The sequence below is a fragment of the Marinobacter sp. CP1 genome (genome assembly GCF_001266795.1).
GTDB classification, from domain to species: domain Bacteria; phylum Pseudomonadota; class Gammaproteobacteria; order Pseudomonadales; family Oleiphilaceae; genus Marinobacter; species Marinobacter flavimaris.
The window spans coordinates 776,240-802,973 of the sequence record NZ_CP011929.1; the positions used below are offsets into that span (position 1 = coordinate 776,240).

General features: G+C 58.7%; 22 protein-coding genes. 19 read left to right on the forward strand and 3 right to left on the reverse strand.

Translation table 11 applies throughout. The features are described 5' to 3' along the window. Nucleotides 1–34 precede the first annotated feature (34 nt). Genes ACP86_RS03625 through ACP86_RS03655 form a run of 7 tightly spaced genes read left to right on the forward strand, consistent with a single transcriptional unit; the run spans nt 35 to nt 6,140 of the window. Nucleotides 35–850 (forward strand): putative hydro-lyase, encoded by an 816-nt coding sequence (locus tag ACP86_RS03625; RefSeq protein WP_053112788.1) that lies wholly within the window; start codon nt 35–37, stop codon nt 848–850. 51 nt (nt 851–901) lie between these two features. Beyond that, nucleotides 902–1,867 carry a TRAP transporter substrate-binding protein gene (locus tag ACP86_RS03630; protein ID WP_014577954.1) on the forward strand — a complete coding sequence of 322 codons (966 nt, stop codon included), beginning with the start codon at nt 902–904 and terminating at the stop codon, nt 1,865–1,867. 58 nt (nt 1,868–1,925) lie between these two features. Next, a complete protein-coding gene (locus ACP86_RS03635; protein WP_014577955.1) occupies nt 1,926–2,444 on the forward strand; it encodes a TRAP transporter small permease in 519 nt (172 codons plus the stop codon). Next, nucleotides 2,444–3,751: a TRAP transporter large permease gene (locus ACP86_RS03640; protein WP_014577956.1), complete on the forward strand. Its 1,308-nt coding sequence runs from the start codon at nt 2,444–2,446 to the stop codon at nt 3,749–3,751. Before ACP86_RS03635 ends, ACP86_RS03640 begins: the two co-directional genes overlap by 1 nt. A 31-nt stretch (nt 3,752–3,782) precedes the next feature. Then, nucleotides 3,783–4,517, forward strand: coding sequence for a 5-oxoprolinase subunit PxpA (locus ACP86_RS03645; RefSeq protein ID WP_053112789.1), 735 nt, complete (start codon nt 3,783–3,785; stop codon nt 4,515–4,517). Next, a complete protein-coding gene (pxpB, locus tag ACP86_RS03650; protein ID WP_008173822.1) occupies nt 4,514–5,206 on the forward strand; it encodes a 5-oxoprolinase subunit PxpB in 693 nt (230 codons plus the stop codon). The genes ACP86_RS03645 and pxpB overlap by 4 nt, the downstream gene beginning before the upstream one ends. Then, nucleotides 5,196–6,140, forward strand: a complete 945-nt coding sequence (locus tag ACP86_RS03655; RefSeq protein ID WP_053112790.1) for a biotin-dependent carboxyltransferase family protein — start codon at nt 5,196–5,198, stop codon at nt 6,138–6,140. Before pxpB ends, ACP86_RS03655 begins: the two co-directional genes overlap by 11 nt. Before the next feature lie 32 nt (nt 6,141–6,172). Here ACP86_RS03655 and putA read toward each other — a convergent pair whose 3' ends face one another. After that, nucleotides 6,173–9,802: a bifunctional proline dehydrogenase/L-glutamate gamma-semialdehyde dehydrogenase PutA gene (putA, locus tag ACP86_RS03660; protein ID WP_053112791.1), complete on the reverse strand. Its 3,630-nt coding sequence runs from the start codon at nt 9,800–9,802 to the stop codon at nt 6,173–6,175. 170 nt (nt 9,803–9,972) lie between these two features. After that, nucleotides 9,973–13,467, reverse strand: a complete 3,495-nt coding sequence (locus tag ACP86_RS03665; RefSeq protein WP_053112792.1) for an NAD-glutamate dehydrogenase — start codon at nt 13,465–13,467, stop codon at nt 9,973–9,975. 159 nt (nt 13,468–13,626) lie between these two features. Between ACP86_RS03665 and ACP86_RS03670 the strand changes: the two genes are divergently transcribed. After that, nucleotides 13,627–14,079, forward strand: a complete 453-nt coding sequence (locus ACP86_RS03670; RefSeq protein WP_008173814.1) for an Lrp/AsnC ligand binding domain-containing protein — start codon at nt 13,627–13,629, stop codon at nt 14,077–14,079. Between the two features lie 31 nt (nt 14,080–14,110). On the opposite strand, the gene paaY is transcribed toward ACP86_RS03670, so the two are convergent. Then, nucleotides 14,111–14,710 carry a phenylacetic acid degradation protein PaaY gene (gene paaY / locus ACP86_RS03675; protein WP_008173812.1) on the reverse strand — a complete coding sequence of 200 codons (600 nt, stop codon included), beginning with the start codon at nt 14,708–14,710 and terminating at the stop codon, nt 14,111–14,113. 384 nt (nt 14,711–15,094) lie between these two features. On the opposite strand from paaY, the gene paaG reads away from it, so the two are divergent. The 11 genes from paaG to paaZ all read left to right on the forward strand — a co-directional run bounded on the left by paaG (nt 15,095) and on the right by paaZ (nt 26,643). After that, complete coding sequence (gene paaG / locus ACP86_RS03680; protein ID WP_008173811.1) at nt 15,095–15,886, forward strand: 2-(1,2-epoxy-1,2-dihydrophenyl)acetyl-CoA isomerase PaaG; 792 nt, start codon at nt 15,095–15,097, stop codon at nt 15,884–15,886. A gap of 3 nt (nt 15,887–15,889) precedes the next feature. After that, nucleotides 15,890–17,410, forward strand: coding sequence for a 3-hydroxyacyl-CoA dehydrogenase PaaH (gene paaH / locus ACP86_RS03685; protein ID WP_008173809.1), 1,521 nt, complete (start codon nt 15,890–15,892; stop codon nt 17,408–17,410). Beyond that, nucleotides 17,407–17,853 carry a hydroxyphenylacetyl-CoA thioesterase PaaI gene (gene paaI, locus ACP86_RS03690; protein WP_008173807.1) on the forward strand — a complete coding sequence of 149 codons (447 nt, stop codon included), beginning with the start codon at nt 17,407–17,409 and terminating at the stop codon, nt 17,851–17,853. The genes paaH and paaI overlap by 4 nt, the downstream gene beginning before the upstream one ends. Further along, entirely contained in the window at nt 17,850–19,097 is a 1,248-nt protein-coding gene (gene pcaF / locus ACP86_RS03695; protein ID WP_176443055.1) for a 3-oxoadipyl-CoA thiolase, read from the forward strand. The genes paaI and pcaF overlap by 4 nt, the downstream gene beginning before the upstream one ends. A 60-nt stretch (nt 19,098–19,157) precedes the next feature. Next, nucleotides 19,158–20,468, forward strand: coding sequence for a phenylacetate--CoA ligase PaaK (gene paaK, locus ACP86_RS03700; protein WP_053112793.1), 1,311 nt, complete (start codon nt 19,158–19,160; stop codon nt 20,466–20,468). Between the two features lie 327 nt (nt 20,469–20,795). After that, entirely contained in the window at nt 20,796–21,788 is a 993-nt protein-coding gene (gene paaA / locus ACP86_RS03705) for a 1,2-phenylacetyl-CoA epoxidase subunit PaaA (RefSeq protein WP_008173802.1), read from the forward strand. A gap of 17 nt (nt 21,789–21,805) precedes the next feature. After that, nucleotides 21,806–22,087, forward strand: a complete 282-nt coding sequence (gene paaB, locus ACP86_RS03710; protein WP_008173800.1) for a 1,2-phenylacetyl-CoA epoxidase subunit PaaB — start codon at nt 21,806–21,808, stop codon at nt 22,085–22,087. 12 nt (nt 22,088–22,099) lie between these two features. Beyond that, nucleotides 22,100–22,864: a 1,2-phenylacetyl-CoA epoxidase subunit PaaC gene (paaC, locus tag ACP86_RS03715; RefSeq protein WP_008173798.1), complete on the forward strand. Its 765-nt coding sequence runs from the start codon at nt 22,100–22,102 to the stop codon at nt 22,862–22,864. Further along, a complete protein-coding gene (gene paaD / locus ACP86_RS03720) occupies nt 22,848–23,417 on the forward strand; it encodes a 1,2-phenylacetyl-CoA epoxidase subunit PaaD (RefSeq protein WP_008173796.1) in 570 nt (189 codons plus the stop codon). The genes paaC and paaD overlap by 17 nt, the downstream gene beginning before the upstream one ends. A 13-nt stretch (nt 23,418–23,430) precedes the next feature. Continuing rightward, the gene (gene paaE / locus ACP86_RS03725; RefSeq protein ID WP_008173794.1) at nt 23,431–24,510 is read left to right on the forward strand and encodes a 1,2-phenylacetyl-CoA epoxidase subunit PaaE; all 1,080 of its coding nucleotides are present in this window, start codon (nt 23,431–23,433) and stop codon (nt 24,508–24,510) included. 87 nt (nt 24,511–24,597) lie between these two features. Then, nucleotides 24,598–26,643 carry a phenylacetic acid degradation bifunctional protein PaaZ gene (gene paaZ, locus ACP86_RS03730; protein WP_008173792.1) on the forward strand — a complete coding sequence of 682 codons (2,046 nt, stop codon included), beginning with the start codon at nt 24,598–24,600 and terminating at the stop codon, nt 26,641–26,643. Nucleotides 26,644–26,734 lie beyond the last annotated feature (91 nt).

The following is a 26,734-nucleotide window of genomic DNA, read 5'->3' on the forward strand; positions in this document are numbered from 1 at the left end:
TTGTAAAAAACAATTTCAATCAGGGGTTACCGTCATGCACACCGGTGCGTATTCCGATTTCAAGAACAACCTGCTTGATCAGGCCTCAGAATTACGCGCTCGCATTCGTTCGGGCGCCCACACAGCGCCCACAAGTGGCCTGGCCAACAGCCTCTTGCAGGGGAACGTGGTCATCCTGCCGTCCGAATGGGCCGGGGATTTTCTCCTATACTGTCAGAATAACCCGGTTTCCTGTCCCCTGATCGGCATGTCTCAACCCGGGGACCCGACCCTCCCCGACCTTGGACACGATCTGGATATCCGGACCGATGTGCCTGAATACCAGGTTTTCCGGAATGGCGAGCGAGCAGAGACAGCCACAGACCTCAAGAGCCTCTGGCGGGACGACCTGGTGACCTTTGTCCTGGGCTGTTCATTCTCGTTTGAGGATGCCTTGATCAGGGCCGGGCTCTCGGTGCGGAACGTGGACGAGGGACGGAACGTTTCAATGTTCCGCTCGAATATCGCTACCCGGCCCGCCGGCCCGTTCAGTGGCAACATGGTGGTCTCCATGCGCCCGTTCAATGGTGCGGATGCAATCCGCGCGATACAGATTACGACCCGCCTGCCAAAGGCCCACGGTGCACCGGTTCATATCGGCGATCCGGCGCTCATTGGCATTGAGGACGTTAACCAGCCTGATTTTGGAGATCCGGTAACGATCAGGCCGGGCGAACTTCCGCTGTTCTGGGCCTGCGGGGTTACCCCGCAACTGGCCCTCGAGAACGCTCGCCTGCCTTTCGCAATAACCCATGTACCGGGAAAAATGCTGCTTACCGAGCGGCTGAATGAAGAACTGGCGGTACTCTGAAGCCGCCGTTCAACTGAAACGATAAAAAAACAGAAACACGGGAGATTCGTTATGTTCAAAAAACTCGCCACAGCCACCCTGGTTACCGGGGCGCTGCTGACTTCATCCGTTCAGGCTCAGCAATGGCACATGCCAACGCCTTACGGCGATGCCAACCTGCCTACCCAGATTGCCTACGGTTTTGCCGAGGACATTAAAAACGGCACCGATGGTGACCTCACCATCACCGTTCATTCCGGTGCCTCCCTGGTCAAGCACCCGGAAATTCCCCGGGCAGTAAGAACCGGTCAGGTGCAGCTGGGTGAAATCTTCATCGGCATCATGGGCAACACCCATCCGGTGTTCAAACACGACAACATTCCGTTCCTGGCAACCAGCTTCGAAGATGCCAAAAGACTCTGGGAAGCCGCCAAGCCCCAGATCGAAAAGCAGCTGGACAAGGAAGGCATGACCCTGCTTTACACCGTGCCATGGCCCGCCCAGAGCCTGTATACCAAAGCCCCGGTCAACACCCTGGAAGACCTGCAAGGCCTGAAGATGCGGGCTTACAGCCCTTCCACTTCGCGTCTCGCTGACCTGATGAACACAACCCCGACAACGGTTCAGGTGCCCGAGATCCCGCAGGCGTTCAGCACCGGCATTATTGATGCCATGATCACCTCACCGTCGACAGGCGCCAACGGGCAGGCCTGGGATTACCTTTCCCACTACACCGATATCAAGGCCTGGATTCCCAAGAACGTTGTGGTCGTCAACAAGCGTGCTTTCCGTCGCCTGAGCGATGAACAGCGCCAGGTGATCCTGGATGCGGCCGCTGCGGCCGAGGCCAAAGGCTGGGAAGGCGTTCGCAAGACCGCCGCTGAAGACACCGCCACTCTGGCGGAAAATGGCATCACGGTCTCCGAACCGTCTGATGAACTGATGGCCGAACTCCAGAAGATCGGCGACATCATGGTGGAAGAGTGGAAACAGGAAGCACCGGAAGAAGTCGGCGCTATCCTCTCCAACTACCGCTAAAAGTTCACTCAACGGAAGCCTCCCGAATATCGGGAGGCTGTTCCGGGAGGCATCCGTTATGAACTCTCTTCGAGAGAAATTTTATCTGGCATCCGGCTACGCTGCTGGTTTCTGCATCGCCCTGATCATGGTCGTCATCCTGGCGCAGATCGTCGGCCGCCTGTTCGGCTTTATCATTCCATCAGCGGAAGACGTGTCCGGCTGGGCGCTTGCAGCATCCACCTTCTTCGGTCTTGCCTACACCTTTCATAACGGCGGCCATATCCGGGTCACCCTGGTTATCCAGAAGTGGTCGGCACGGCCGAGATTCTGGCAGGAGCTGGTCGTACTTATTTTCGGGTTCGCACTCGCCTGCTATATGACATTCTATTGCTGGCACATGGTCTGGGAATCCTACATTTTCGAGGAGGTCTCCCACGGCTATATTCCCGTTCCCATCTGGATCCCGCAGGTTCCGGTTGCACTGGGGATGACCGCACTCAACATTGCCATCCTGGACGATCTGGTTGCTGTGATTCGCAAGCGCACACCGTCCTATCAGCAGCATGAAGACGAGCTGAACCTGGAGGACGTGTAATGGATATCGCGTTTCTCTCCATTGTACTGGCCGTGGCGATGATCCTGATGCTCGCGGTGGGCGTGTGGGTGTCTCTGACGCTGGTTGGCATTGGCGTTCTGGGCCTGCTGCTCTCAGGCAACGATCAGATCGGCCTGTTGTTCGCCACATCGAGCTGGGGCGCCAGTACCAGTTGGTCCCTGACGGCCCTGCCCATGTTCATCTGGATGGGCGAGGTTCTGTTTCGTACCCGACTTTCCGAGGATCTGTTCAAGGGTCTGGCGCCCTGGATGGGCGGACTGCCCGGCAAGCTCCTCCATGTGAATATTCTGAGCTGTGGCATTTTTGCGGCAGTTTCCGGCTCCTCAGCTGCCACGGCCGCAACCATTGGCCGAATGACCCTGCCGGAACTGAAGGCCCAGGGTTACAGCGACAAGATGGCGGTAGGCACCCTGGCCGGCTCCGGCACGCTGGGGCTGTTGATTCCACCCTCCATTATTCTGATTGTTTATGGCGTGGCCGCGGAAGTTTCCATTGGCCGCCTGTTTATTGCCGGTGCTCTGCCCGGCCTGATGCTGGTTGCCATGTTCATGGGCTACACCATGATCTGGGCCAAGCTCAACAAAGATCAGCTGCCAACCACCAAAAAGGAAAACCTGGCGTTCTCGGTCAAGATCAAGGCCCTGAAGATGCTGCTCCCGATCGTTGGCCTGATCATTTTCGTACTCGGTTCTATCTATACCGGTTTTGCCACGCCAACCGAAGCCGCTGCACTGGGCGTGTTCGGCGCGCTGATCATCGCGGCCGCAACCGGTTCACTCAGCATCCAGAGTTTCAAGGACAGTCTGTTGGGCGCTGTGAAAAGCTCCTGCATGATCGGCCTGATTCTCGTCGGTGCCCACTTTCTGACCCTGGCCATGGGCTTCCTGGGTATTCCGCGGGAACTGGCCGCCTGGATCGGCAGCATGTCCCTGTCACCGTTCGAACTTCTGGTTGGACTGACAGTGCTGTTCGTCCTGCTCGGCTGTTTCCTGGACGGGATTTCGGTTGTGGTTCTGACCGTGGCGGTTGTCATGCCGATGGTTCAGCAGGCCGGCATCGACTTGCTCTGGTTCGGGATCTTTATTGTGCTGGTGGTAGAGATGGCACAGATTACGCCCCCGGTGGGTTTCAACCTGTTTGTCATCCAGGCCCTGACAGGTAAAGACATACTGTACGTGGCCCGGGCAGCCCTGCCGTTCTTCCTGCTGATCATGGCAGCACTTTTCCTGATCGGCTGGTTCCCGGAGATTGTCACCTACCTGCCCCAGACCATGAGCCAGGGGTAATGCAGGACACAACGTTTTTCGGAGGTACACAATGAAACTCAACTGCGACATGGGCGAGAGCTTCGGCACCTGGACCAAGGGCATGGATGCCGAAGTCATGCCCTACATTGATATGGCCAGTATTGCCTGCGGGTTTCATGCATCCGACCCGCTGACCATGGACCACACGGTCAAACTGGCTCTGGCCCAGAACGTGACCATTGGCGCCCACCCGGGCTACCCGGACCTGCTGGGGTTTGGCCGTCGGGACATGGACTGCCGCCCGGACGAGCTCAAGGCTATCCTGGTTTACCAGATGGCGGCGCTCAACGGCATCTGCCAGGTACATGGCACTTCCATCTCCTACGTGAAGCCCCACGGCGCCCTGTATAACCGGATGATGGTCGATAACACCACCTTGTCCGTGGTTATGTCCGCCGTTCGCTCCTACGCACCAAAGTGCCCCCTGGTGGTCATGGCAACGCCGGACTGGCAACAGGTCAAGGATCGCGCGGACGAATATGGCATCGAGGTCTGGTTCGAGGCGTTCTCTGATCGCGCCTACAGCGACGAGGGCAGACTGGTAAAACGGTCGGTTCGTGGTGCCGTGCACGAGACAACCGAAGCCATTGAGGCGCAGGTCACCCAGATTATCCGCGAAGGAACGGTCACCTCGATCTCGGGCAAACATATTCCGATCAAGGCCGATACCATCTGTATTCACGGCGACAGCTACCATGCCGTCGACGCTGCACGGCATATGCGACAGGTCGTGGAAGCGCTATGAGGATCGAGTCGGTCAACGAAAACACCTGCATGGTGTATTTTGGCGACCAGATCGGTGCGGAATCCGCAGGCCTGGTCAAGCGGGCCACAGACCGGCTGCGGCGCGACATGTCCGACCTCATTGTTGACCTGGTTCCCTCATACACCTCAATTCTGGTGACCTGGGATCTGGAACAGGCTGACCGGTTTGCCATCGTTCGCAGAGTACGCGCAGCGATCGACTCCGAGGATGATGGTTCCACCGAGGGCGACTCTGCCCGCATCGTCGAGCTGCCCGTCTACTATGATCGCGAAGTGGGTCTGGACCTGGAGGATGTCTGCGAGCATGCCGGCCTGTCCCGGGACGAGGTCGTTCGCATTCACAGTGAACAGCTTTATCAGGTCTACGCCATCGGCTTCGCTCCGGGGTTTGCCTACCTGGGAAGTACCGACGAACGGATTGCCATTCCGCGGAAATCCACGCCCCGACTGAAAGTCCCTACCGGCAGCGTCGGTATCGCAGGCACCCAAACCGCAATCTACCCGAGCTGCACACCGGGTGGCTGGCAAATCATTGGCCGCACGCCGCAGAAAATGGTGGATTGGGACAGCGACTCTCTGGCCCTGGTACAGGTCGGCGATCAGGTGCGCTTTCGCGCCATAAGCCGGGACGAATTCCTGGAGCTGGGAGGCAACCTCGATGAGCTTTGAAGTCCTCGAACCCGGAATGCTGGCCCTTGTTCAGGATGCCGGCCGCCACGGCTACCAGCATATGGGCGTGACCACCGGCGGCCCCATGGACGAGTTTGCATTTTTCTGGGCGAACCGCCTGCTGGGCAATGATCTCGATGCCCCACAGATCGAAATCACCTTTGGCAGGTTCAGCCTGAAGGCGAACCATGAGGCCTGCATTGCCATTACCGGCGGCGATCTGGGCGCCCGTATCAACGATCAGGCCATTGCGCCCTGGCGCACCCATCACATCAATAAGGGCGACAGACTGGACTTCACCACGCCTGTGAACGGCTTGCGGGCCTACCTGGCGGTCAGCGGCGGATTCAAGCCAGCCATGAAGCTTGGCAGTTGCGCCACCGTGGCACGCGAGGGCCTGGGCGGCCTGGATGGCAAAGGCGCGAAACTGGCCAAGGGCGATACGCTGGAGTTTGAGAAAAACGCATCGTTTGTTGAAGCTTTTCTTCCCGAGCCGGAAGTCCCCGATTATCAACAACACCTGCGCCTGGGGGTTATTCCCGGCTATCAGTATCGGAGCTTCTCTATAGTTCAGCGGGAGAAGTTTTTCTCGTGCGATTACGAAATCAGCCAGAATATCGATCGCATGGGGTATCGACTGAAAGGTGATGCCATCTATTCGGATCTGGACGGGATTGTCTCGGAGGGGATTGCCTATGGGGCTATTCAGGTACCGAAAGACGGTCAGCCCATTGTTCTGATGAAAGACCGGCAGACCATTGGCGGCTATCCGAAAATCGGCTGCCTGAGCGCTCTCGATGCGGGCCTTCTGGCCCAGAGGGGGCCGGGGTCATCGGTCAGTTTCTATCTTTCGGACGTTGCCGAGGCCGAAGGCCGCCGGATGCTGTTTAACCAACGTCTGAAAACAGGCGCGCCCGACATCAGGACTGACTGACGCCGGGCGCGCATGGTACCGATTACCGCCGATTATTCGGAGGCGGCAATCAGACTGGCGTTACCGCCCGCGGCCGTTGTGTCGACACATAGGTGGCGTTCGATCACAAATCGCTGATCCAGCGTGTGCTCAGTGATCAGCGGTAGCAACGCACCATCACGCTTGGCCAGTGCCTCGCGATAGGCTTTCAGCAGGGGCTGATCGCCACAGCTGACTACCGCCTCGAAGCCATCGATGGTTGCCAGTGCTTCCGGCTCCAACAGACCCTCGGCGCCAACAATCGGCAGCCCGGCCTTATTCGCTTGATCGACCACATCCTGGGTGCCCGGTGCAATCACCACCACCTTGTTGCCCTGTGACAACGCGGTACCCGCCTGCTCCAGAGCGGTTTCCTTGTCCGGTCCCAGACACAGCACCACGCCACGGGCATGGTTGGACAGGCGGTTGGTCTCACCCGTTGGCCCGGGTAGCGCTTCCACGTGAGCGTCCAGTGGCTCCGGAACATTGCCAAAGATGGGCCGGATTGCGTCCATACGAGCTTCAGGCCTGGACGTCTTCAGTTTGTCCAGCTGCCCGATGAGCTTCTGCAACTGCTTGGCATCCACCTTCCTGGCGTTCGAATCCGCCTCGCGCTCGACCGTTTCACCTTTCAGGAAACGACGGACGTACTGCGGACCACCGGCCTTTGGACCGGTGCCAGACAGGCCTTCACCACCGAATGGCTGGGAGCCCACGATGGCACCGATCTGGTTGCGGTTCACATAGGTGTTACCCACCTTGATCCGGCTGGTAATACGCTCGACGCGGCGATCAACACGGCTGTGGATGCCAAACGTCAGGCCGTAGCCCTTGGCGTTGATGTCGTCCACCACCTTGTCGATGTTCTTCGCCTCGAACGTGGCCACGTGCAGGACTGGCCCGAAGATTTCTTCTTCCAGCTCCTCAATACCACTGACGCTGAGAACTGCCGGCGAAACGAACAGGCCTTTCTCGGGGACTGTCATTTTCTTCAGCAACTTGCCGTTGCGCTCGAACTTCTCGCAGTGGTCCACGATCTTCTTGCGGGCGTTCTCGTCGATCACCGGGCCCACATCCGTGGACAGCAGCCAGGGATCGCCGATGCCGAGCTCTTCCATTGCACCGTAGAGCATTTCCAGAAGGCCATCGGCAATGTCTCTCTGCACATAGAGCATACGCAGGGCGGAACACCGCTGACCGGCACTCTGGAACGAAGACGCCAGCACGTCACGGACAACCTGCTCCGGCAATGCCGTGGAGTCCACGATCATCGCGTTCAGGCCACCGGTCTCTGCCACCAGCGGCGCGTCCGGCGCCATGTTCTCGGTCATGACCTTGTTAATGCGCTGGGCAGTAGCGGTAGAACCGGTAAAGCACACGCCGCTCACCCGCGAATCGGAGGTCAGGGCTGCACCAACGGTTGCGCCGGTACCCGGCACCAACTGGATGGCATCCTTCGGGATACCCGCCTGATGCATCAGTTCCACGGCGCGAATAGCCAGCAAGGATGTCTGCTCAGCCGGCTTCGCCACCACGGTGTTACCTGCCGCGAGGTTGGCCAGAATCTGCCCGGTGAAGATCGCCAGCGGGAAGTTCCAGGGCGAAATGCAACACATCACGCCGCGGGCATCGCCGCTGTCTTTATAGCGGATGGCCTCGTTGGCGTAGTACTGTGAGAAATCGACCGCTTCACGGATCTCAGCAACCGCATCCAGCAGGGATTTGCCCGCTTCACGGGTAGTGAGCGCGAACAACTCGGCGTAGTTCTCCTCGTACAGGTCGCCCACCTTGCGAACGCAGGCAGCACGCTCTTCAGCCGATTTGGCGGACCAGCTCTCGAACGCGGCCGCCGCTGAGGTAATCGCGGTGTCTACATCAGCATCGGAGGCCTGGGTGACGTGGCCAACCAGATCATCCGGATCGGCCGGGTTACGTACCACCTGGATTTCGGTACCGGCCACCTCACCCGCAATCAGCGGACCACCTTTCCAGCGATAGTCTTTGTAGGCTCCGCGACCTTTCTCGATCTCGTTAACCGTGACCGGATCGGTAATATCCCAGCCTTTGGAGTTGCGACGCTGATCGCCAAACAGCTTGAACGGGTGCACGATCGCCTTGCTGGAAATGTTATTGCCCATCTCCTCAACACTGACAATCGGGTCCTTGGCGATCTCTTCCGGTGTGATGCGCTTGTCGACAATCTGGTTCACGAAGGAGCTGTTGGCACCGTTCTCCAACAAACGACGCACCAGGTACGCCAGAAGATCCTTGTGCGGGCCAACCGGCGCATAAATGCGACAGGGCACGCCACTGACCTTCAGAACCTCATTGTGCAGGGATTCGCCCATGCCGTGGAGGCGCTGGAATTCGTAGTTGTCCACACCCTTGGTCTTGGCCATTTCGAGAATGGCAGATACCGAATGCGCGTTGTGGGTGGCGAACTGTGGGTAAATCCGGTTCGTCATGTTCAACAGCTTGGTGGCGCAGGACAGGAACGAGACGTCACTGCAGGCCTTGCGGGTAAACACGGGGAACCCGTTCAGACCCATAACCTGGGCACGCTTGATTTCAGCATCCCAGTAGGCACCTTTCACCAGACGCACCATGAACTTGCGGTCGTACTTCTCGGCCAGCCCGTAGAGCCAGTCGAGTACGAAAGAGGAGCGCTTGCCATACGCCTGAACAACCACGCCAAAGCCATCCCAGCCTGCAAGCTCGGGATCCGCCACCAGCTCCTCAATCACATCGAGAGACAGAGCCAGACGATCCTGCTCCTCGGCATCGATATTGAAGCCCATATTCGCAGCCGCGGCCTTTTTGACCAGTTCGCGGGCCCGCGGCAGCAACTCGTTCATGACCCGCTCTTTGTTGCCGTACTCGTAACGGGCCAGCAGGGCGGAGAGCTTGACCGAGATGCCCGGGTTCTTGCGGACATCGCCCTTGCTCGCCTTGGCAATGCTGTCGATGGCGTTGGAATAGGAGTCGTAATAACGCTTGGCGTCATCATCGGTGCGGGCAGCTTCGCCCAGCATGTCGTAGGAATAGGTGTAACCCCTGGCCATGTATTCCTTGGCCTCATCCTGGGCTTCATCGATATCGCGACCCAGAACGAACTGTCGACCCATCTCTTTCATCGCCTGACCGGCCACCGTACGGATTACCGGCTCGCCGAAGCGCTTGAGCAGCTTGCGCAGGGTTTCACCCACGGTGTTGCGCTCGGAATCCTTGAGCAGGTTGCTGGTCATCAGCAAAGCAACCGTAGCAGTGTTGATCAGTGAAGACGACGCCTTGCCCACGTGGGTGCCCCAGGCGCCTGACGTGATCTTGTCTTCGATCAGCTCGTGGATGGTGGTGTTGTCAGGCACGCGCAACAGCGCCTCGGCCAGACACATCAGGGCCACACCCTCTTTGGTGGTCAGGCCATACTCCGCCAGGAACTTCTCCATGATGGTGGACTTGGCATTCTTGCGAACGCCGCGTACCAGTTCAGCCGCACGAGCCGAAATGGCGTCGCGCTCGGCCTGGGACAACTGGGCACCGGCAATCATCTCGTGGATAACCTTGTGTTCGTCAGCGAGATAATAATCACGAATCGCCTGCCGGCTATCGACAAGCTCGGGCGTCTGTGATTGCTGCGGTCTCATAGTTGTACCCTCTTAGTTGTTTGTCTCTCCGGCATTCTACCGAGATCGACAAAGACTATTTCGCTATAAATTCAAGGCAAGCGTGCCATTACGTCTTTAATACATCACAAAAAATTAATAATTTTCTCCAAAAAACGTGATTTTCAGTCACCTTGCCTGTCGTAGTCCTGCTATGCGGCTTTCAATGCCAGCTCTCTGAGCACTCCATGAGCGACTGAGAAAACGGCACAATCCACATCATTGGCGGCCTGCATGTCGTTCAGCATCCGCTCCCAGCGGGCGAGTAACATCCGCTTGTTCCCCCGCCACGCCTCAATCCGCTTCTCCGGCGTTCCATCGCCATCAACGGGCTCGGAAAACACGCTTAGCGTGAGATTCCGTAACTGATGATCCAGCTCGTCCCTGAAATGAATGGTCGCCAACACTTGCCAGTGGCCATTTGCCCGGAAGGCCCGCATTTGCCGGTCCAACCAGGTCAGGTTCAGGCTTTCACCGAGCGTGAAATACACCCAGGCCACCGACTCCAGCTTTTCGTCCAGCTGACGGGCGATCTCGACCATGTCCATCAGCCAGTAACGGCTTTCCGCGGAAGCGCACCAGGCGGAAAGATCTTCCGGAACCATCCGCTCACAGTATTCAGCATAGCGTTCATACCAGCGACTTGCAGGAATCACCGATTCAAGTCGGCTTTTTGAAGCCAGCACATCCGCCATGGGAGCCCGGTAATGGTCGATACAGGAAACCGGGTCCAGCGCCTGCCGGCGGTTCTGCAAGAGCCAGCTGGTGCTTCGGGTCACTAACCGGATGGCATCGGCGAACAGGTCTGCCTGAACGCCGGCGTCAATTTTTCCATCCAGTGATTCCATACTCTCCCAATGGGCGTCTACGTCATGTATTCGCAGGGAGATCAGGTAGGCCGAGGCAATCCGTCCAGCATCAGCCCCGGTAGCGCTGCGTATCCGGTCAAACCAGGTGATCCCCATGCGATTTACCATGTCGTTGGCAATCTGGGTGGCCGAGATTTCTGCACGCAGGGGATGGGCCCCCACCGCTTCCGGGAAGGCGGCCAGCAGAGAGGCCGGGAAAGCCGAGTGCAGCGCAGAATTGAATCGCGGGTCATGGACGATCGGTGATGCGACCAGGGCCTGCTTGAGTTCAATTTTTGCGTAGGAAACCAGTACCGCCAGTTCAGGGCGTGTCAGGCCGCCGCCGTGCTCACGGCGAGCCTGCAATTCTTCATCCGACGGAAGAAATTCGAGACTGCGGTCCAGTTTGCCTTCTGTCTCCAGCCTGCGCATCAGCCGTTCGTACTGGTCTGCGGTGGCAACTGCGGGGTTCTGGGCAAGACTCAGCGCCATCGCCTGTCGGTAATTGTTGCGCAGCACCAGTTCGGCCACCTCAGACGTCATGGCCCTGAGCATCCGGTTTCGCTCCGGAAGCGACATCAGCTGTCGGTGCACCAGGTCATTCAGCAGAATCTTGATGTTCACCTCATGGTCCGAGCAGTCGACGCCACCGGCGTTATCGATAAAATCACTGTTCACGGAGCCGCCACGACGGGCGAAGTCGATGCGGGCCTTCTGGGTAACACCCAGGTTCCCGCCTTCTCCCAATGCCTTGCATCGCAGTTCGTTACTGTCGATTCGAAGCGCATCGTTGGTTTTGTCGCCAACATCCTCATGGGACTCTGAAGGCGCCTTCACATAGGTCCCGATACCACCGTTCCAGAGCATGTCTACCGGCGCTTTCAACAAAGCGCTGATCAGATCCGCAGGCGACAGGCTGCGTGCCTTGATGCCCAACACCTTGCGCATCTGCGACGACACAGGAATAGACTTCATGGACCTGGAGAAAACACCGCCCCCGTCGCTGATCAGCTGGGTATCGTAATCGGCCCAGGATGAGCCGGACAGTTTGAAAAGCCGCTCTCGCTCGCGAAACGAGGCCGCAGCATCCGGATCCGGGTCGACAAAAATATGCTGGTGATTGAATGCACCGATAAGTCGAATTCGGTCGGATAGGAGCATGCCGTTGCCGAATACATCGCCACCCATATCGCCAATACCGACCACGGTGAACTCATCGCTCTGGGTATCGGTGCCTTTTTCCAGGAAGTGCCGTTTCACCGACTCCCAGGCGCCCCGGGCGGTGATACCCATTTTCTTGTGGTCGTAGCCCTCACTGCCCCCGGAGGCAAAGGCATCGCCCAGCCAGAAGTTGTACTCTGCCGCCAGTGCGTTGGCGATATCGGAAAACGTGGCTGTGCCCTTGTCGGCGGCGACCACCAGATAGGTGTCATCACTGTCATAGCGAACGACATTGGCAGGAGGGACTACCTGGCCGTCATCAAGGTTATCAGTGATATCCAGCAGCCCCCTTATGAAGGTCTGATAGCAGGAAACCCCTTCTTCGCGAACGGCCTCCCGAGAGCCATCCCTGGGCGGCTGCTTCACCACGAAGCCACCCTTCGCGCCTGCAGGCACGATCACCGAGTTCTTGACCTGCTGGGCCTTCACCAGGCCAAGGATCTCCGTACGGTAATCCTCAATCCGGTCGGACCAGCGAAGGCCACCCCGCGCGACTGGCCCGGCACGCAGATGCACGCCTTCGATTCGGGGCGAATACACAAAAATCTCGAACTTTGGCCTTGGGCGCGGTATGTCAGGAATCGACGACGGATCCAGCTTGAGCGACAGATAGGACGGAAACCCGCCATCCTCCCGGACCTGGAAATAGTTGGTTCTCAGCGTTGCCCGAATGAGCATGAAGAAACGCCGCAGAATGCGGTCGTCATCGAGGCTCGCCACCGCTTCCAGCGAATCCCGCAGCTCTGCCTCAAGCTTTTCTGTCCTGGACTTACGTCCTTTTACCCCGGGCTCGAACCGATTGAAAAAGAACGCCACGAGCCGCGAAGTGATATCCGGATGCCGGGCCAGGGTTTCTGCAATGAACGGCTGGCTGAACCCGAATCGCAGTTGTTTCACGTAACGGGCATAGGCTCGGATCAGCGCCACTTCCCGCCAGCTCAGGCCGCAGAGCATGATCAGCTGGTTGAAATCGTCGTTTTCTGCAAAGCCGTTCCAGATCTCCCGGAACGCCGACTGGATCAGCGGCCTTGCAGCTCTCAGGTCGGCTTGCCGGCACCGGTCGTGGAGTTCGACGGTAAAATCACTGACGCCGAAATTTTCGCCATCCCGTCGACGAACCCGGTATGGGTGCTCGCCCAGAACCCGCATACCCAGGTTCTCCAGAATCGGAATCACATCTGACAGGATAACCGGCTGGCCTTCGCTGTAGAGCTTGAAGTGGAATCCGGTTTCGGAAGGATCTCTGGGTTGGTAGAACCGCATGGGCACATCGGTGCTGACGGCAATAGACTGGATCTGCTCAATATCGGCAAGTGCCTCTGACACCGGAAACCTCGCCCGGTAGGCCGAAGGGAACCCGCCACTGAACACCTGGGCATAGCGCCCGCCAATCGAGTCGCCGAAACTCCGGACCAGTTCGCCGTGGAGGTCGTCATCCCAGGATCGGGACTCCTCCACCATCCGGGCCACGATCTCCCGGAGTTCAAGGGAGTCGTCGTTATCGGACGCCTGGTTCTGGAGGACATCGGCAAGCTGTTCCAGCAGGGTTTGTTTTTGTAATGCGCGGGAATCGGTCATCGAAACTCTCCGGACTTGGTAAACGTTCTTACTGGGCTGATGAACCTACCAGTATACGCAAGGCCGGAAAGTCACTTAGACCATATAGTTTCGGATTAGAGGAGTTTCGATTATATTTGCCATATGATTTAGCCGTTAATTTAACCTGGAACAGACAACATGGCCGAATTGGATCGAATAGACCAATCCATTATTCGCGAGCTACAGAAGAACTCCCGAATCACGGTAACCGAGCTTGCGTCCCGGGTGGGCCTTTCCAAAACGCCATGTCAGGTGCGGATGCGCCGGCTTGAGGAGCACGGCTACATCACCGGTTACACGGCCCTGGTTAACCAGACCAAACTTGGTCTCAGCCACATTGCCTTCGCACAGGTTACCCTGAACGACACCAGCAGCGGCGCCCTGACCGCCTTCAACAAAGCTGTTCAGAGCGTCTCGGCGGTGGAGCAGTGCCACATGATTGCCGGGAACTTCGACTACCTGTTAAAAGTCCGAACCCGCAACATGCAGGAATACCGGCAGGTTCTTGGGGAGGAAATCTCGGCCCTGCCCCACGTGCTGCAAACCAGCACGTTTGTGGTTATGGAGAACGTCAAGGACGCCGGACTCTAAAAGCGATTTCCCGTATCCGGCGCCAAACCATCTATTCGGACTGCTCGTACTTGGGCTTGTAACCGCTGGCGTCCACCCGGGGCCGATCCGTCTCAGCTTCTGACAGTGGCTGGACCTCCTCAAGGCTTGCCAGAGAACGAAGCGTGAGTCGCTGGTACTCTTCTGTGCCCTTTCTCTTCCAGGCGATTTCCTTGTCGCTCAGCATGCGCATAACCTTGGCCGGCGAGCCAACAATCAGCGATCCCGGCTCACAGGTAAACTTCGCCTTAACAAACGCGCAGGCGCCAACAATGGAGCGGGGTGCAATGTGCGCCTCATCCATCACCACCGCATTCATGCCCACCATGGCATCTTCTCCGACAACGCAGCCGTGCAGGATTGCGCCATGGCCGACGTGTCCGTTTTTCTCGACAACCGTATCCATCCCGGGAAAGGCATGCATGACACACGTGTCCTGAACATTCGACCCCTGTTTCAGAATGATCCGCCCGAAATCTGCACGCAGCGAAGCCGCAGGCCCCACGTAGCAATCCGGTCCGATCCAGACATCCCCAATGAGAACGGCGGTTGGATGCACATAGGCGGACGGATGAACAACAGGAACAACGCCTTCTATACTGTAGCTGGGCATAACGGTCTCCTTCGCGGACGGGCCTGGCAGCGCTCCGCCAAACGACAGGCTGAACGTGGGACCCGAAAAGTCATTGTGATTCATTTTCTGTATCACATTATCCTTTTCCGGGAGATTTTTCATACCTTAGCGCCTGTTTTGAGACGAGAATCCACCCCTGCAATGGCTCAAACCTGAGAGCGCTGATGAATTTTTACCGGATATTCAGCAATATAGACAAAGCAGGCGATTACCTCCGACCAAAGTGATACAGAACCAAGCCAGAACAATCCTTGACGAGTATCAATTCTAAGATATACTCATTTTCCACATTCGATAGCAGTGTGCCGATTTAACACACCTTTCGCGCTATCCCCCCTACAACAAACAACAGGACATACCGCCATGACTCAGCCGAGCATTCTTCTTGAAATCGATCAGGGCGTGGCTCTGCTTACCCTGAACCGTCCGGACAACCTGAACAGTTTCAACGTTGAAATGCATGAGCGTATGCGCGATGCCATCAGCACCGTGCGCAAGGATGAGTCTGTCCGTGTACTGGTCATCACCGGCTCCGGCCGGGGTTTTTGTGCGGGGCAGGATCTTTCCGACCGCAGCGTCTCGCCAGATCAGGAAATGCCGGACCTGGGCGCCTCTCTGGAGAACTATTACAACCCGCTGATGCGAAGCCTCCGGGATCTGCCGATGCCCGTGCTCTGCGCGGTTAACGGGGTGGCCGCTGGCGCCGGCGCCAACATTGCCCTGGCCTGCGACATTACCCTCGCGGCCCGCTCAGCCAATTTCGTTCAGGCCTTCTGCAAACTGGGGCTGGTACCTGATTCCGGCGGCACCTGGACTCTGCCCCGGGTAGCGGGCATGGCCAGAGCCAAAGGCATGGCACTTCTGGGCGACAAGATCAGCGCCGAGCAGGCCGAGAACTGGGGCATGATCTGGCGTTGCGTTGATAACGAGCAACTCATGGAAGAGACCATGAAACTTGCCCGCCATTTCGCGACCCAACCGACCAAGGGCCTTGCACTGATCAAGCGGGCACTGCACGCCAGCGCCAGCAACACCTTTGAAGAGCAGATCAATCTGGAGCGCGATCTGCAGCGCATGGCGGGACAGACCGAAGACTACCGTGAGGGCGTTGCCGCCTTCATGGAAAAACGCACGCCGAACTTCAAGGGGAAATAAGCCATGCCGGCACTGGATACTCAAACCAAAGTTGCCGTCGTCGGCGCCGGCGCCATGGGCTCCGGCATTGCCCAGGTGGCCGCCCAGGCAGGCCACCAGGTTTACCTGCACGACCAGAGAGAGGGTGCCGCCGAGGCGGGCCGTGACGGTATCGCGAAGCAGCTTCAGCGTCGTGTCGACAAAGGCAAGATGCAGCAGCAGGAGCTGGACGATGTGATCGGCCGGATTCACCCGGTTGCAAAGCTTGATGACGTCGCAGACGCCGGGCTGGTGATCGAGGCCATCATCGAAGACCTCCAGATCAAACGTCAGCTGCTGGCGAGCCTTGAAGACCTGTGTACCGCCGATACGATCCTCGCCACCAACACCTCCTCCATCTCTGTTACCGCCCTCGGTGCTGACATGAGCAAACCGGAGCGTCTGGTGGGCATGCACTTCTTCAACCCGGCACCGCTGATGGCGCTGGTCGAAGTGGTCATGGGGCTGGCGACCAGCAAGACCGTTGCCGATACCGTCCATGCCACGGCCACCGCCTGGGGCAAGAAGCCGGTGTATGCAACGTCGACTCCGGGCTTCATCGTGAACCGCGTGGCCCGTCCGTTTTACGCGGAGAGCCTTCGCCTCCTTCAGGAGCAGGCCACCGATGCCGCCACCCTGGATGCGATTATCCGCGAAGCTGGCCAGTTCCGCATGGGCGCATTCGAGCTGACCGACCTGATCGGACACGACGTCAATTATGCGGTTACCAGCTCTGTCTTTAATTCCTATTATCAGGACCCCCGCTTTCTACCGTCGCTGATCCAGAAAGAACTGGTGGAAGCCGGTCGCCTGGGACGCAAGAGCGGCCAGGGGTTCTATCCCTATGGCGAGAGTGCGGAAAAGCCGCAGCCAAAGACCGAGCCGGCACATCAATCCGATGAGTCCGTGGTCATTGCCGAAGGCAATCCCGGCGTAGCCGCACCGTTGCTGGAGCGACTGAAGGCAGCCGGCCTGACCATTATCGAGCGCGACGGCCCGGGCCAGATTCGCTTCGGCGATGCGGTACTGGCACTTACCGACGGCCGGATGGCTACCGAGCGTGCCGCCTGTGAGGGCCTCGCCAATCTGGTGCTGTTTGACCTTGCCTTTGACTACAGCAAAGCAAGCCGGCTTGCCCTGGCGCCTGCCGATCAGGCGTCCGACGCAGCGGTTTCCTGTGCCTGTGCTTTACTGCAAAAAGCGGGTATCGAAGTCAGCCTGATCGCGGACCGGCCGGGGCTGGTCATCATGCGTACCGTCGCCATGCTGGCGAATGAAGCGGCCGATGCGGCTCTGCACGATGTTGCAACGGTCGCGGATATCGATCTGGCAATGAAAGCGGGCCTGAACTATCCCGACGGCCCCCTGAGCTGGAGCGACCGCCTGGGCGCGGGCCACGTGTTCAAGGTGCTCACCAACATCCAGACCAGCTACGCAGAGGACCGCTATCGCCCTGCCCTGCTGCTCCGGAAGAACGCATTTGCACAGAAGGGGTTTTATTCATGAGCGAGATGGATCCGCAAGTACTCGCCGAAGAATGCGCCAAGGCCATGTTCGCGCGGGACCGCGCCAGCCAGAAACTGGGCATGAACATCGAGTCCGTTGCCCCGGGCAAGGCAGTGCTCACCATGACGGTCACCTGCGACATGATCCAGGGCCACGGCTCCTGCCACGGCGGTTACCTGTTCACCCTGGCCGATTCGGCGTTTGCGTTTGCCTGTAACAGCTACGACCGCGCCACCGTGGCCTCCGGTTGCAGCATTGATTACATGTACGGCGCCAAAGAGGGCGACCTGCTGACCGCCACCGCCGAAGAACAGGCCCGCGGCGGCCGCACCGGCGTTTACGACATCACACTAACCAATCAGGACGGCCGCAAGGTTGCCCTGTTCCGGGGCCGCTCCTACGAGGTTCGTGGCACCGTTCGCAACTCGGAGGAAACTGCATGAGCACCGACAACACCTTGAAAGACGCTTACATCGTCGATGCCATTCGCACCCCCATCGGTCGTTATGGCGGCGCTCTCTCCGCAGTGCGTGCAGACGACCTGGGCGCCATCCCCATCAAGGCGCTGACCGAGCGTCATCCCGACCTGGACTGGTCGAAAGTTGACGACGTTCTCTACGGCTGTGCCAACCAGGCCGGCGAAGACAACCGCGACGTTGCCCGCATGTCCCTTCTGCTGGCAGGCCTGCCGGTAGACGTGCCGGGCAGCACCATCAACCGCCTGTGCGGTTCCGGCATGGATGCAGTGGGCAGCGCCGCCCGGGCCATCCGTACTGGCGAAACCCAGCTGATGATTGCCGGCGGCGTCGAATCCATGTCTCGGGCTCCCTTCGTTATGGGCAAGGCCGAGTCCGCGTTCAGCCGCAAGGCGGAGATTTTTGACACCACCATCGGCTGGCGTTTTGTAAACCCGGTCCTGAAAAAGCAATACGGCATCGATTCCATGCCCGAAACCGCCGAGAACGTGGCGGCCGATTTCGGCATTTCGCGGGAAGATCAGGACGCCTTTGCCCTGCGCAGCCAGCAGCGCACAGCGGCCGCCCAAAAGGATGGCCGATTCGCTACGGAGATCACACCGGTCACGATTCCCCGTCGCAAGCAAGACCCACTGGTGGTGGATACTGATGAGCACCCCCGGGAAACCAGCCTTGAAAAGCTGGCCTCGCTGCCGACCCCGTTCCGTGAAAACGGCACAGTCACCGCCGGTAACGCGTCCGGCGTGAACGACGGCGCCTGCGCACTGCTGCTGGCCGGAGCCGATGCTCTCAAGCAATACAACCTTAAACCCCGCGCTCGAATCGTTGCCATGTCAACGGCCGGCGTGGAGCCCCGGATCATGGGCTTTGGCCCGGCTCCCGCCACCCGCAAGGTTCTGGCCACGGCCGGCCTGGAACTGGCGGATATGGATGTGATCGAGCTGAACGAGGCGTTTGCCGCCCAGGCCCTGGCAGTTACCCGGGACCTCGGCCTGCCGGATGATGCCGAGCACGTGAACCCGAACGGTGGCGCCATTGCCCTGGGCCACCCCCTGGGCATGAGCGGAGCCCGGCTGGTAACCACCGCCCTTAACGAACTGGAACGTCGCCACGCTGCAGGCCAGAGAGCGCGCTATGCCCTCTGCACCATGTGCATCGGCGTTGGTCAGGGTATCGCCCTGATCATTGAGCGCACGGATACGGTGGCCTGAGGCCACCGCGGAAAACAGAACAAAGACCCTTGGCAGACAAGAACAACGCAGGACAGAACCATGACCTTACCACTACAAAAACTTGGCAAACTTGACCGCATGGAAACCGCCAGCATTGATGAGCTGCGCCATGAACAACTGCAGCGCCTGCGCTGGAGCGTTGTCCATGCCTACACCAACGTGCCCTTTTACCGTAAAGCGTTTGATGACCTCGGTCTGAAACCCATGGACATCAACTCGCTGGAAGACCTGGCCAAGGTGCCATTTACCACCAAGGCAGACCTGCGCGATAACTATCCGTTTGGCATGTTTGCCACGCCCATGTCGGATGTGGTTCGGGTGCACGCTTCCAGTGGCACCACCGGCAAGCCAACCGTGGTTGGTTACACCCAGAGCGACATCAACACCTGGGCCGACATTGTGGCGCGCTCCATCCGGGCCGGTGGCGGCTCCCGCGGTGACAAGGTACATGTGGCTTACGGTTATGGCCTGTTCACCGGTGGCCTTGGTGCCCACTATGGCGCCGAGCGTCTGGGCTGCACCGTTATTCCGATGTCTGGCGGGCAGACCGAGAAGCAGGTCCAGCTGATCAAGGATTTTGAGCCGGACATCATCATGGTCACACCGTCCTACATGCTGAACATCGCCGACGAGATGGAACGGCAGGGCATCGATCCCCACAAGCTGCCGCTGCGCCTGGGCATCTTCGGCGCGGAGCCCTGGACCAACGCCATGCGTTCCGAGATCGAAGAGCGCCTTGGCATCGAGGCACTGGATATCTACGGCCTATCGGAAGTCATGGGCCCGGGCGTGGGCATGGAATGTATTGAAACCAAAGACGGCCCGACCATCTGGGAGGATCACTTCTATCCGGAAATCATCAACCCGGAAACCGGTGAAGTGCTGCCTGATGGTGAATACGGTGAGCTGGTCTTCACGTCATTGACCAAGGTGGCCCTGCCGATTCTGCGTTACCGCACCCGAGACCTCACCCGCCTGCTTCCGGGTACAGCGCGCCCGATGCGCCGGATTGACAAAATTACCGGCCGCAGCGACGACATGCTGATCATTCGCGGCGTCAACGTGTTCCCGAGCCAGATCGAGGAGCAGGTGCTCAAGTGCGAGGCTCTGGCACCGCACTACGAGATCGAGGTTTACAAGGAAGGCAACCTGGACTGCGTGGATATCCGGACCGAACTGAAACCCGGCGTAACCGACACCCCCGAGAGTCGTGCTGCGGCGACCAAGGAACTGGCGCACCACATCAAGTCCTACATCGGCATCAGCACCCGTGTCGAGGTGGTGGAAACCAACCGTCTGGCACGCTCGGAAGGCAAGGCCAAGCGCGTATTTGATCGCCGTAACCAGTAAATCCGACCGACCAGCAGAGAGTCAGCACGCAGCGGATGCCGCTGACTCTCGCTGCTTTTCCCACCACCAGGGCCCGCAATCACCGATTTAAAATTGCTTTCCGTTTGCTGATCTCAATAGCATTTGCTCACGTATCACTTTTTTTATTATGCAAATCAGCACTATAAGATCTCATAAGGAAGCTTTTAGATATAACATGACACACAAAGACTGTTCTTGATATTTATTCAGTATCATATAATATGGAGTCATTGACCCTCAGTTGTTATTGAGGGTTCTCTGTTCACGGACAACAGAACAACAAGCCCGATCCGGAGGTATTTGTTTATGTACGCCCAGCTCGTTGAAACCGGCGCCAAGCGCCTTAAGACCAAAGAAGAGATGTCGCCCGAAGAGCGCGACTTTCAGGAAAAGGTCGACGCCGAAACCAAAATCGAACCCAAAAACTGGATGCCGGAAGGCTACCGGAAGACCCTGATTCGCCAGATTTCCCAGCACGCCCACTCTGAAGTGGTCGGCATGCTGCCGGAAGGCAACTGGGTTACCCGCGCGCCTACGCTCAAGCGTAAGCTCCAGCTGATGGCCAAGATTCAGGACGAAGCGGGCCACGGCCTGTACCTGTATAGCGCCATGGAAACCCTGGGTGCTGACCGTGACGAAGAGATCGAAAAGCTGCACCAGGGAAAAGCCAAGTATTCCAGCATCTTCAACTACCCGACCCTGAACTGGGCGGACATGGGTGCTGTTGGCTGGCTGGTAGACGGCGCCGCCATTGTTAACCAGGTGGTGCTGCAGCGTACCTCCTATGGTCCCTATTCCCGCGCCATGATCCGCATCTGCAAGGAAGAAAGCTTCCACCAGCGTCAGGGTTACCAGATCCTGCTGGACATGATGCGCGAAGGCACCGAGGAACAGAAAGCCATGGTGCAGGACGCCATTAACCGTCTGTGGTGGCCGGCACTGATGATGTTCGGACCGCATGACGACGAGTCCCCGAACTCCCAGCAGTCCATGGCCTGGAAGATCAAGCGCAAGAGCAACGACGAACTGCGCCAGATGTTTATTGACCAGACCGTGCCGCAGCTCGAATTCCTTGGCTGCACTGCACCGGATCCGGACCTGAAGTGGAACGAAGAAACCGGCCATTACGATTTCGGCGAAATCAACTGGCAGGAGTTCTACGACGTCCTCAAGGGCAACGGTCCCTGCAACCGCGAGCGCATCAAGACTCGCAAGAACGCTATTGACGAAGGTGCCTGGGTCCGTGAAGCGGCCGTCGCCTACGCCGAAAAACAAAAACAGCGCGCACAAGCCGCCTGATACCGGAGGAATACAACATGTCTGAATGGCGCCTTTACGAAGTCTTTGTACGGTCCAAGCACGGCCTGAACCACAAACACGTGGGCAGCGTTCACGCTGCTGACGCCGAGATGGCTATGGAGAACGCCCGTGACCTGTACACACGCCGCAACGAAGGCGTGAGCATCTGGGTTGTGCCCTCCGACACCATCACGGCGTCCGCGTCCGACGAGAAGGAAGTGCTTTTCGATCCGTCGGAAGACAAGGTTTACCGGCACGCTTCCTTCTACAAGCTGCCCGATGAAGTCGGACACATGTAAGGAGCGGTACCCATGACACAAACAGAAGCATTAAAGGAATACCTGCTGCGCCTGGCAGATTCCGACATGATCCTCGGCCAGCGCCTTTGCGAGCTGTGTGGCAAGGCCCCGGCGCTTGAGGAAGAGATGGCACTGATGAACGTTGCCCTCGACCTCGTCGGCCAGGCTCGCAACTGGTACGAGTATGCAGCCGAGCTGATCGACGATGGCCGCGATGCTGACAAGCTGGCCTTCCGCCGGGACGCTCACGAGTATCGCAACCTGCTGATGACCGAGCAGCCCAACGAGGACTACGCCGTCACCATGGGCCGTCAGTTCTTCTTCGACGTGTACCACTACTTCACGCTCAAGAGCCTGACCGAATCCAGCGACGAGCGCATTGCCGGCATCGCTGCCAAGGCGCTGAAAGAGGTGACCTACCACCTGCGCCGCTCCTCGGAGTGGGTGAAGCGTTTTGGTGATGGCACTGAAGAAAGCCACCGCCGCATGCAGGACGCCGTCGACATCCTCTGGCGTTTTACCGGCGAGCTTATCACGCCGGACGACACCGATCGTGTGATGGCCGAGGCGGGCATTGGCCCGGATACTGACCAGCTGGCCAAAGACTGGCGCGGCATGGTCAACGAGGTGCTCACCCAGGCAACCCTGACTCCTGGCGCGGAAGACGCCTGGATGTACATGGGTGGCAAGCACGGCGAGCACACCGAACACCTCGGTTTCATCCTGGCAGAAATGCAGTTCCTGCAGAGGGCCTATCCCGATGCCACAACATGGTGATTCAGACAGCCGGTCAGCTGTCGACATTCTGATTGCCAGTGATCGGGTGCCGGCCAACGCCCGCCCCGATCTGCTGACAGAGGACGACATCTGGGCACTTCTTGAAGAGGTCAAAGACCCTGAAGTGCCGGCAGTCAGTGTCGTGGAGCTCGGCATTGTCCGGGCGGTTCACTGGGACGGTAAAGAACTGTCCATTGACGTGACCCCGACCTACTCCGGGTGCCCGGCAACCGAACTGATTGAGGAGCTGATCGCCGAGGCGCTGCGCGCCGCTGGCTTCCGCGATCCGAAAATCAAACAGGTTCTGACCCCTGCCTGGACCACCGACTGGATCACAGACGAAGGCAAAGAAAAGCTTCGGGCGTTCGGTATCGCGCCACCCGAGGGCAGCTCCAGCAAAATGAGCCTGCTCGGAGAACCGGAGGTCATTGCCTGCCCTCATTGCGGCAGCAAAGACACCGAACGGGTCAGCGAGTTCGGATCCACCGCCTGCAAAGCCCTTTATCGTTGCAAGGAATGCCTCGAGCCCTTCGACTATTTCAAATGCATCTAGAGCCGATACGATCATGAACAAATTTTACTCACTGACCCTCAAAGAGGTCAGACCTGAAACAAGAAACGCCGTATCACTTGCTTTTGACGTGCCGGAAGATCTGGCAGACAAGTTTCACTACCAGCAGGGCCAGCACCTGATCGTGCGCACCAAGCTGGATGGCGAGGAAGTTCGCCGCTCCTACTCGATCTGCCGCAGTGTCAACGACCAGGAGCTTCGCATCGCCGTCAAACAGGTTCCGGGCGGTCGCTTCTCCACCTTTGCCAACGAGCAACTCAAGCCCGGCCAGACTCTGGAAGTCATGCCGCCGCAGGGCCATTTCTCCATTGATCTGGACCCGGAACGTGAAGGCAATTACCTGGCCGTTGCGGCCGGCAGTGGTATTACTCCGATCCTCTCGATCGTGAAGACCACCCTGGAAACCGAGCCCAAGAGCGAGGTCACCCTGTTCTACGGCAACAAGGCCACCAGCAGCACCATGTTCCGTGACGAGCTGCAGGACCTGAAAAACGAGTACATGTCCCGCCTTAACCTGGTGTACATCTTCACCCGTGAAGAACAGGACATAGACCTTTACAACGGTCGTATCGACCACGAGAAGTGCGACAAGCTGTTCGATCACTGGATCAATGCCAAGGAGCTCACGGCGGCCTTTATCTGCGGCCCGCAGATGATGACCGAGACCGTGCGCGACTCACTGCGGAACCACGGCATGGAAAAGAGCAGGATCCACTTCGAACTGTTTACCCCGGCTGGTGGGGTTCCCCAGGCCCGGAAAGACCGGGATCCGGCACACGTCGATCCCCAGTCAATCAGTGAAGTAACGGTGATCGCTGATGGCCGCTCGCTGACTTTCCCGCTGGTGCGCGACACCAAGAGCATTCTGGATGCCGGCAACGAAGAAGGCGCGGACCTGCCCTATTCCTGCAAGGCTGGCGTCTGCTCCACATGCCGAGCCAAGGTCGTGGAAGGCGAGGTAGAGATGGACCAGAACTTTGCTCTGGAAGACTACGAGGTGGAAGCCGGTTACGTGCTTTCCTGCCAGTGCTACCCGATCAGCGACAAGGTGGTTCTGGACTACGACGAAATGTAGTTTCCGCCCCCAAAACAAGACAAGAGCAAGGCAAGTCCCGCAGCAACGGGGCTTGCCTTCGCGTTTCAGAAACGAATGGAGTTTCCCATGTCAGTCCTGAAAAGTTTCATTGCCGGCCAGTGGGTCGGCGAAAAGCCCGCCAAGGCTCTGCCAAGCGCCGTTAACGGCGAGATCGTCGCCCATACCCACGACGACACCCTCGATTTCAAGAACGCTGTTGAGTATGGCCGCAGGGTTGGCGGCAAAAACCTCATGGCGATGGATTTCCAGGAGCGCGCCCTGGCCCTGAAGGCCATGGCCCTGTACCTCCAGGAGCACAAAAAAGAACTCTACGCCCTGTCGATGCATACCGGTTCCACCAAGGGCGACAACGGCATCGATATCGACGGTGGTTTCGGTACGCTGTTTTCCTACGCCAGCATGGGCCGCCGCGAACTTCCCTCGGGCAACGTGGTTCACGAAGGCCCGGTGACTCCGCTGGGCAAGAACAACCACTTTGCAGGCACCCATATCCTGGTGCCCCGCGGCGGCGTTGCGGTTCACATTGACGCCTACAACTTCCCGGTATGGGGCATGCTCGAAAAGTTTGCACCCACCTTCCTGGCAGGCATGCCGTCCATCGTGAAGCCGGCCACCTCAACCTGCTACGTGACCGAACTCGCCGTCCGCCTGATGCAGGAATCCGGCGCGCTTCCGGAAGGCAGCCTGCAGTTGATCATTGGCAGCACCGGCGACCTGTTTGACCATCTGGAAGAGCAGGATGTGGTGACCTTCACAGGCTCGGCCGCAACGGCACGGAAGCTCAGGAACCACCCGAACATCATCAATCGTTCGATTCCGTTCAACGCCGAGGCCGATTCACTGAACAGTGCCATTCTGGCGCCGGACGTGACCCCGGAGCACGAAGAATTCGACGTCTTCGTAAAGGAAATCCGGCGCGAGATGACCGCCAAGGCCGGTCAGAAATGTACCGCCATTCGTCGTATCTTCGTTCCGAAAGATCAGGTAAACGCGGTCTGCGACAAGCTGAAAGAGCAGCTTTCCAAGATCACCGTGGGTGATCCCTCTGTCGAAGGCGTCCGCATGGGTGCACTGGCCTCCATCGACCAGCTGGAGGATGTGAAAGCCAACATCCAGGAATTGCTCAAGACCAGTGAGCTGGTTGTGGGTGGCGAAGGCAACTTCAAGGCTACCGGCGATGGCACCGAGAAGGGCGCGTTCATCGAGCCGCACCTGCTGCTGTGCCGGAACCCGGAAAGCGGCTGTGGTGCCCACGATATCGAGGCATTCGGCCCGGTTGCTACCGTCATTCCTTACGACACCGTTGAAGACGCCGTTGAACTTTGCTCGAAAGGCCGTGGTTCCCTGGTCACTACCCTGACCACCCGGGACCCTGCCATTGCTGGCAGGGTCGCCCCGCTGCTGGCCGCGTTCCATGGCCGCCTGCACCTGCTGGATGCCGAAGCCGCAAAAGAATCCACAGGCCACGGTTCTCCTCTGCCCATGCTGAAGCATGGCGGCCCCGGTCGCGCCGGTGGTGGTGAGGAACTGGGCGGTATCCGTGCGGTTCACCACTACCTGCAGCGCACCGCAATCCAGGGCTCTCCGAGCATGCTGGCTGCGGTTACCCGCGAGTACGTACGCGGTGCTGATCTGATCGAAACCGACGTGCATCCGTTCCGTCGCCACTTCGAAGACCTGCAGATCAACGAGTCTCTGCTGACGCATCGACGCACCGTCACCGAAGCCGACATCGTCAACTTTGGTTGCCTGTCCGGTGATCACTTCTATATGCACTTCGATGAAATCGCGGCGCGGGACTCCCAGTTCGGCAAGCGCATTGCTCACGGCTACTTCGTGCTTTCCGCTGCGGCCGGCCTGTTCGTCTATCCGGGTGAAGGTCCGGTGCTGGCGAACTACGGTCTGGACACCCTGCGTTTCATTGAGCCGGTTGCCCCGGGTGACACAATCCGGGCGCGCCTGACCTGCAAGCGCAAGATCGATCAGGGTCGGACATCTCCGGACGGACACCCCCAGGGTGTTGTGGTCTGGGATGTTCAGGTTCACAACCAGAACGACGAGATGGTTGCGAGCTACGACATCCTGACACTGGTTGCCAAGAAGCCCGAGTAACACCGGGCTTCCCTGCTTTCTCCCTGTCTTGGACCCCAGGGAGAAAGCGTCAGGCAAATAAAAGGGGGACAGGTCGCAAGACCTGTCCCCC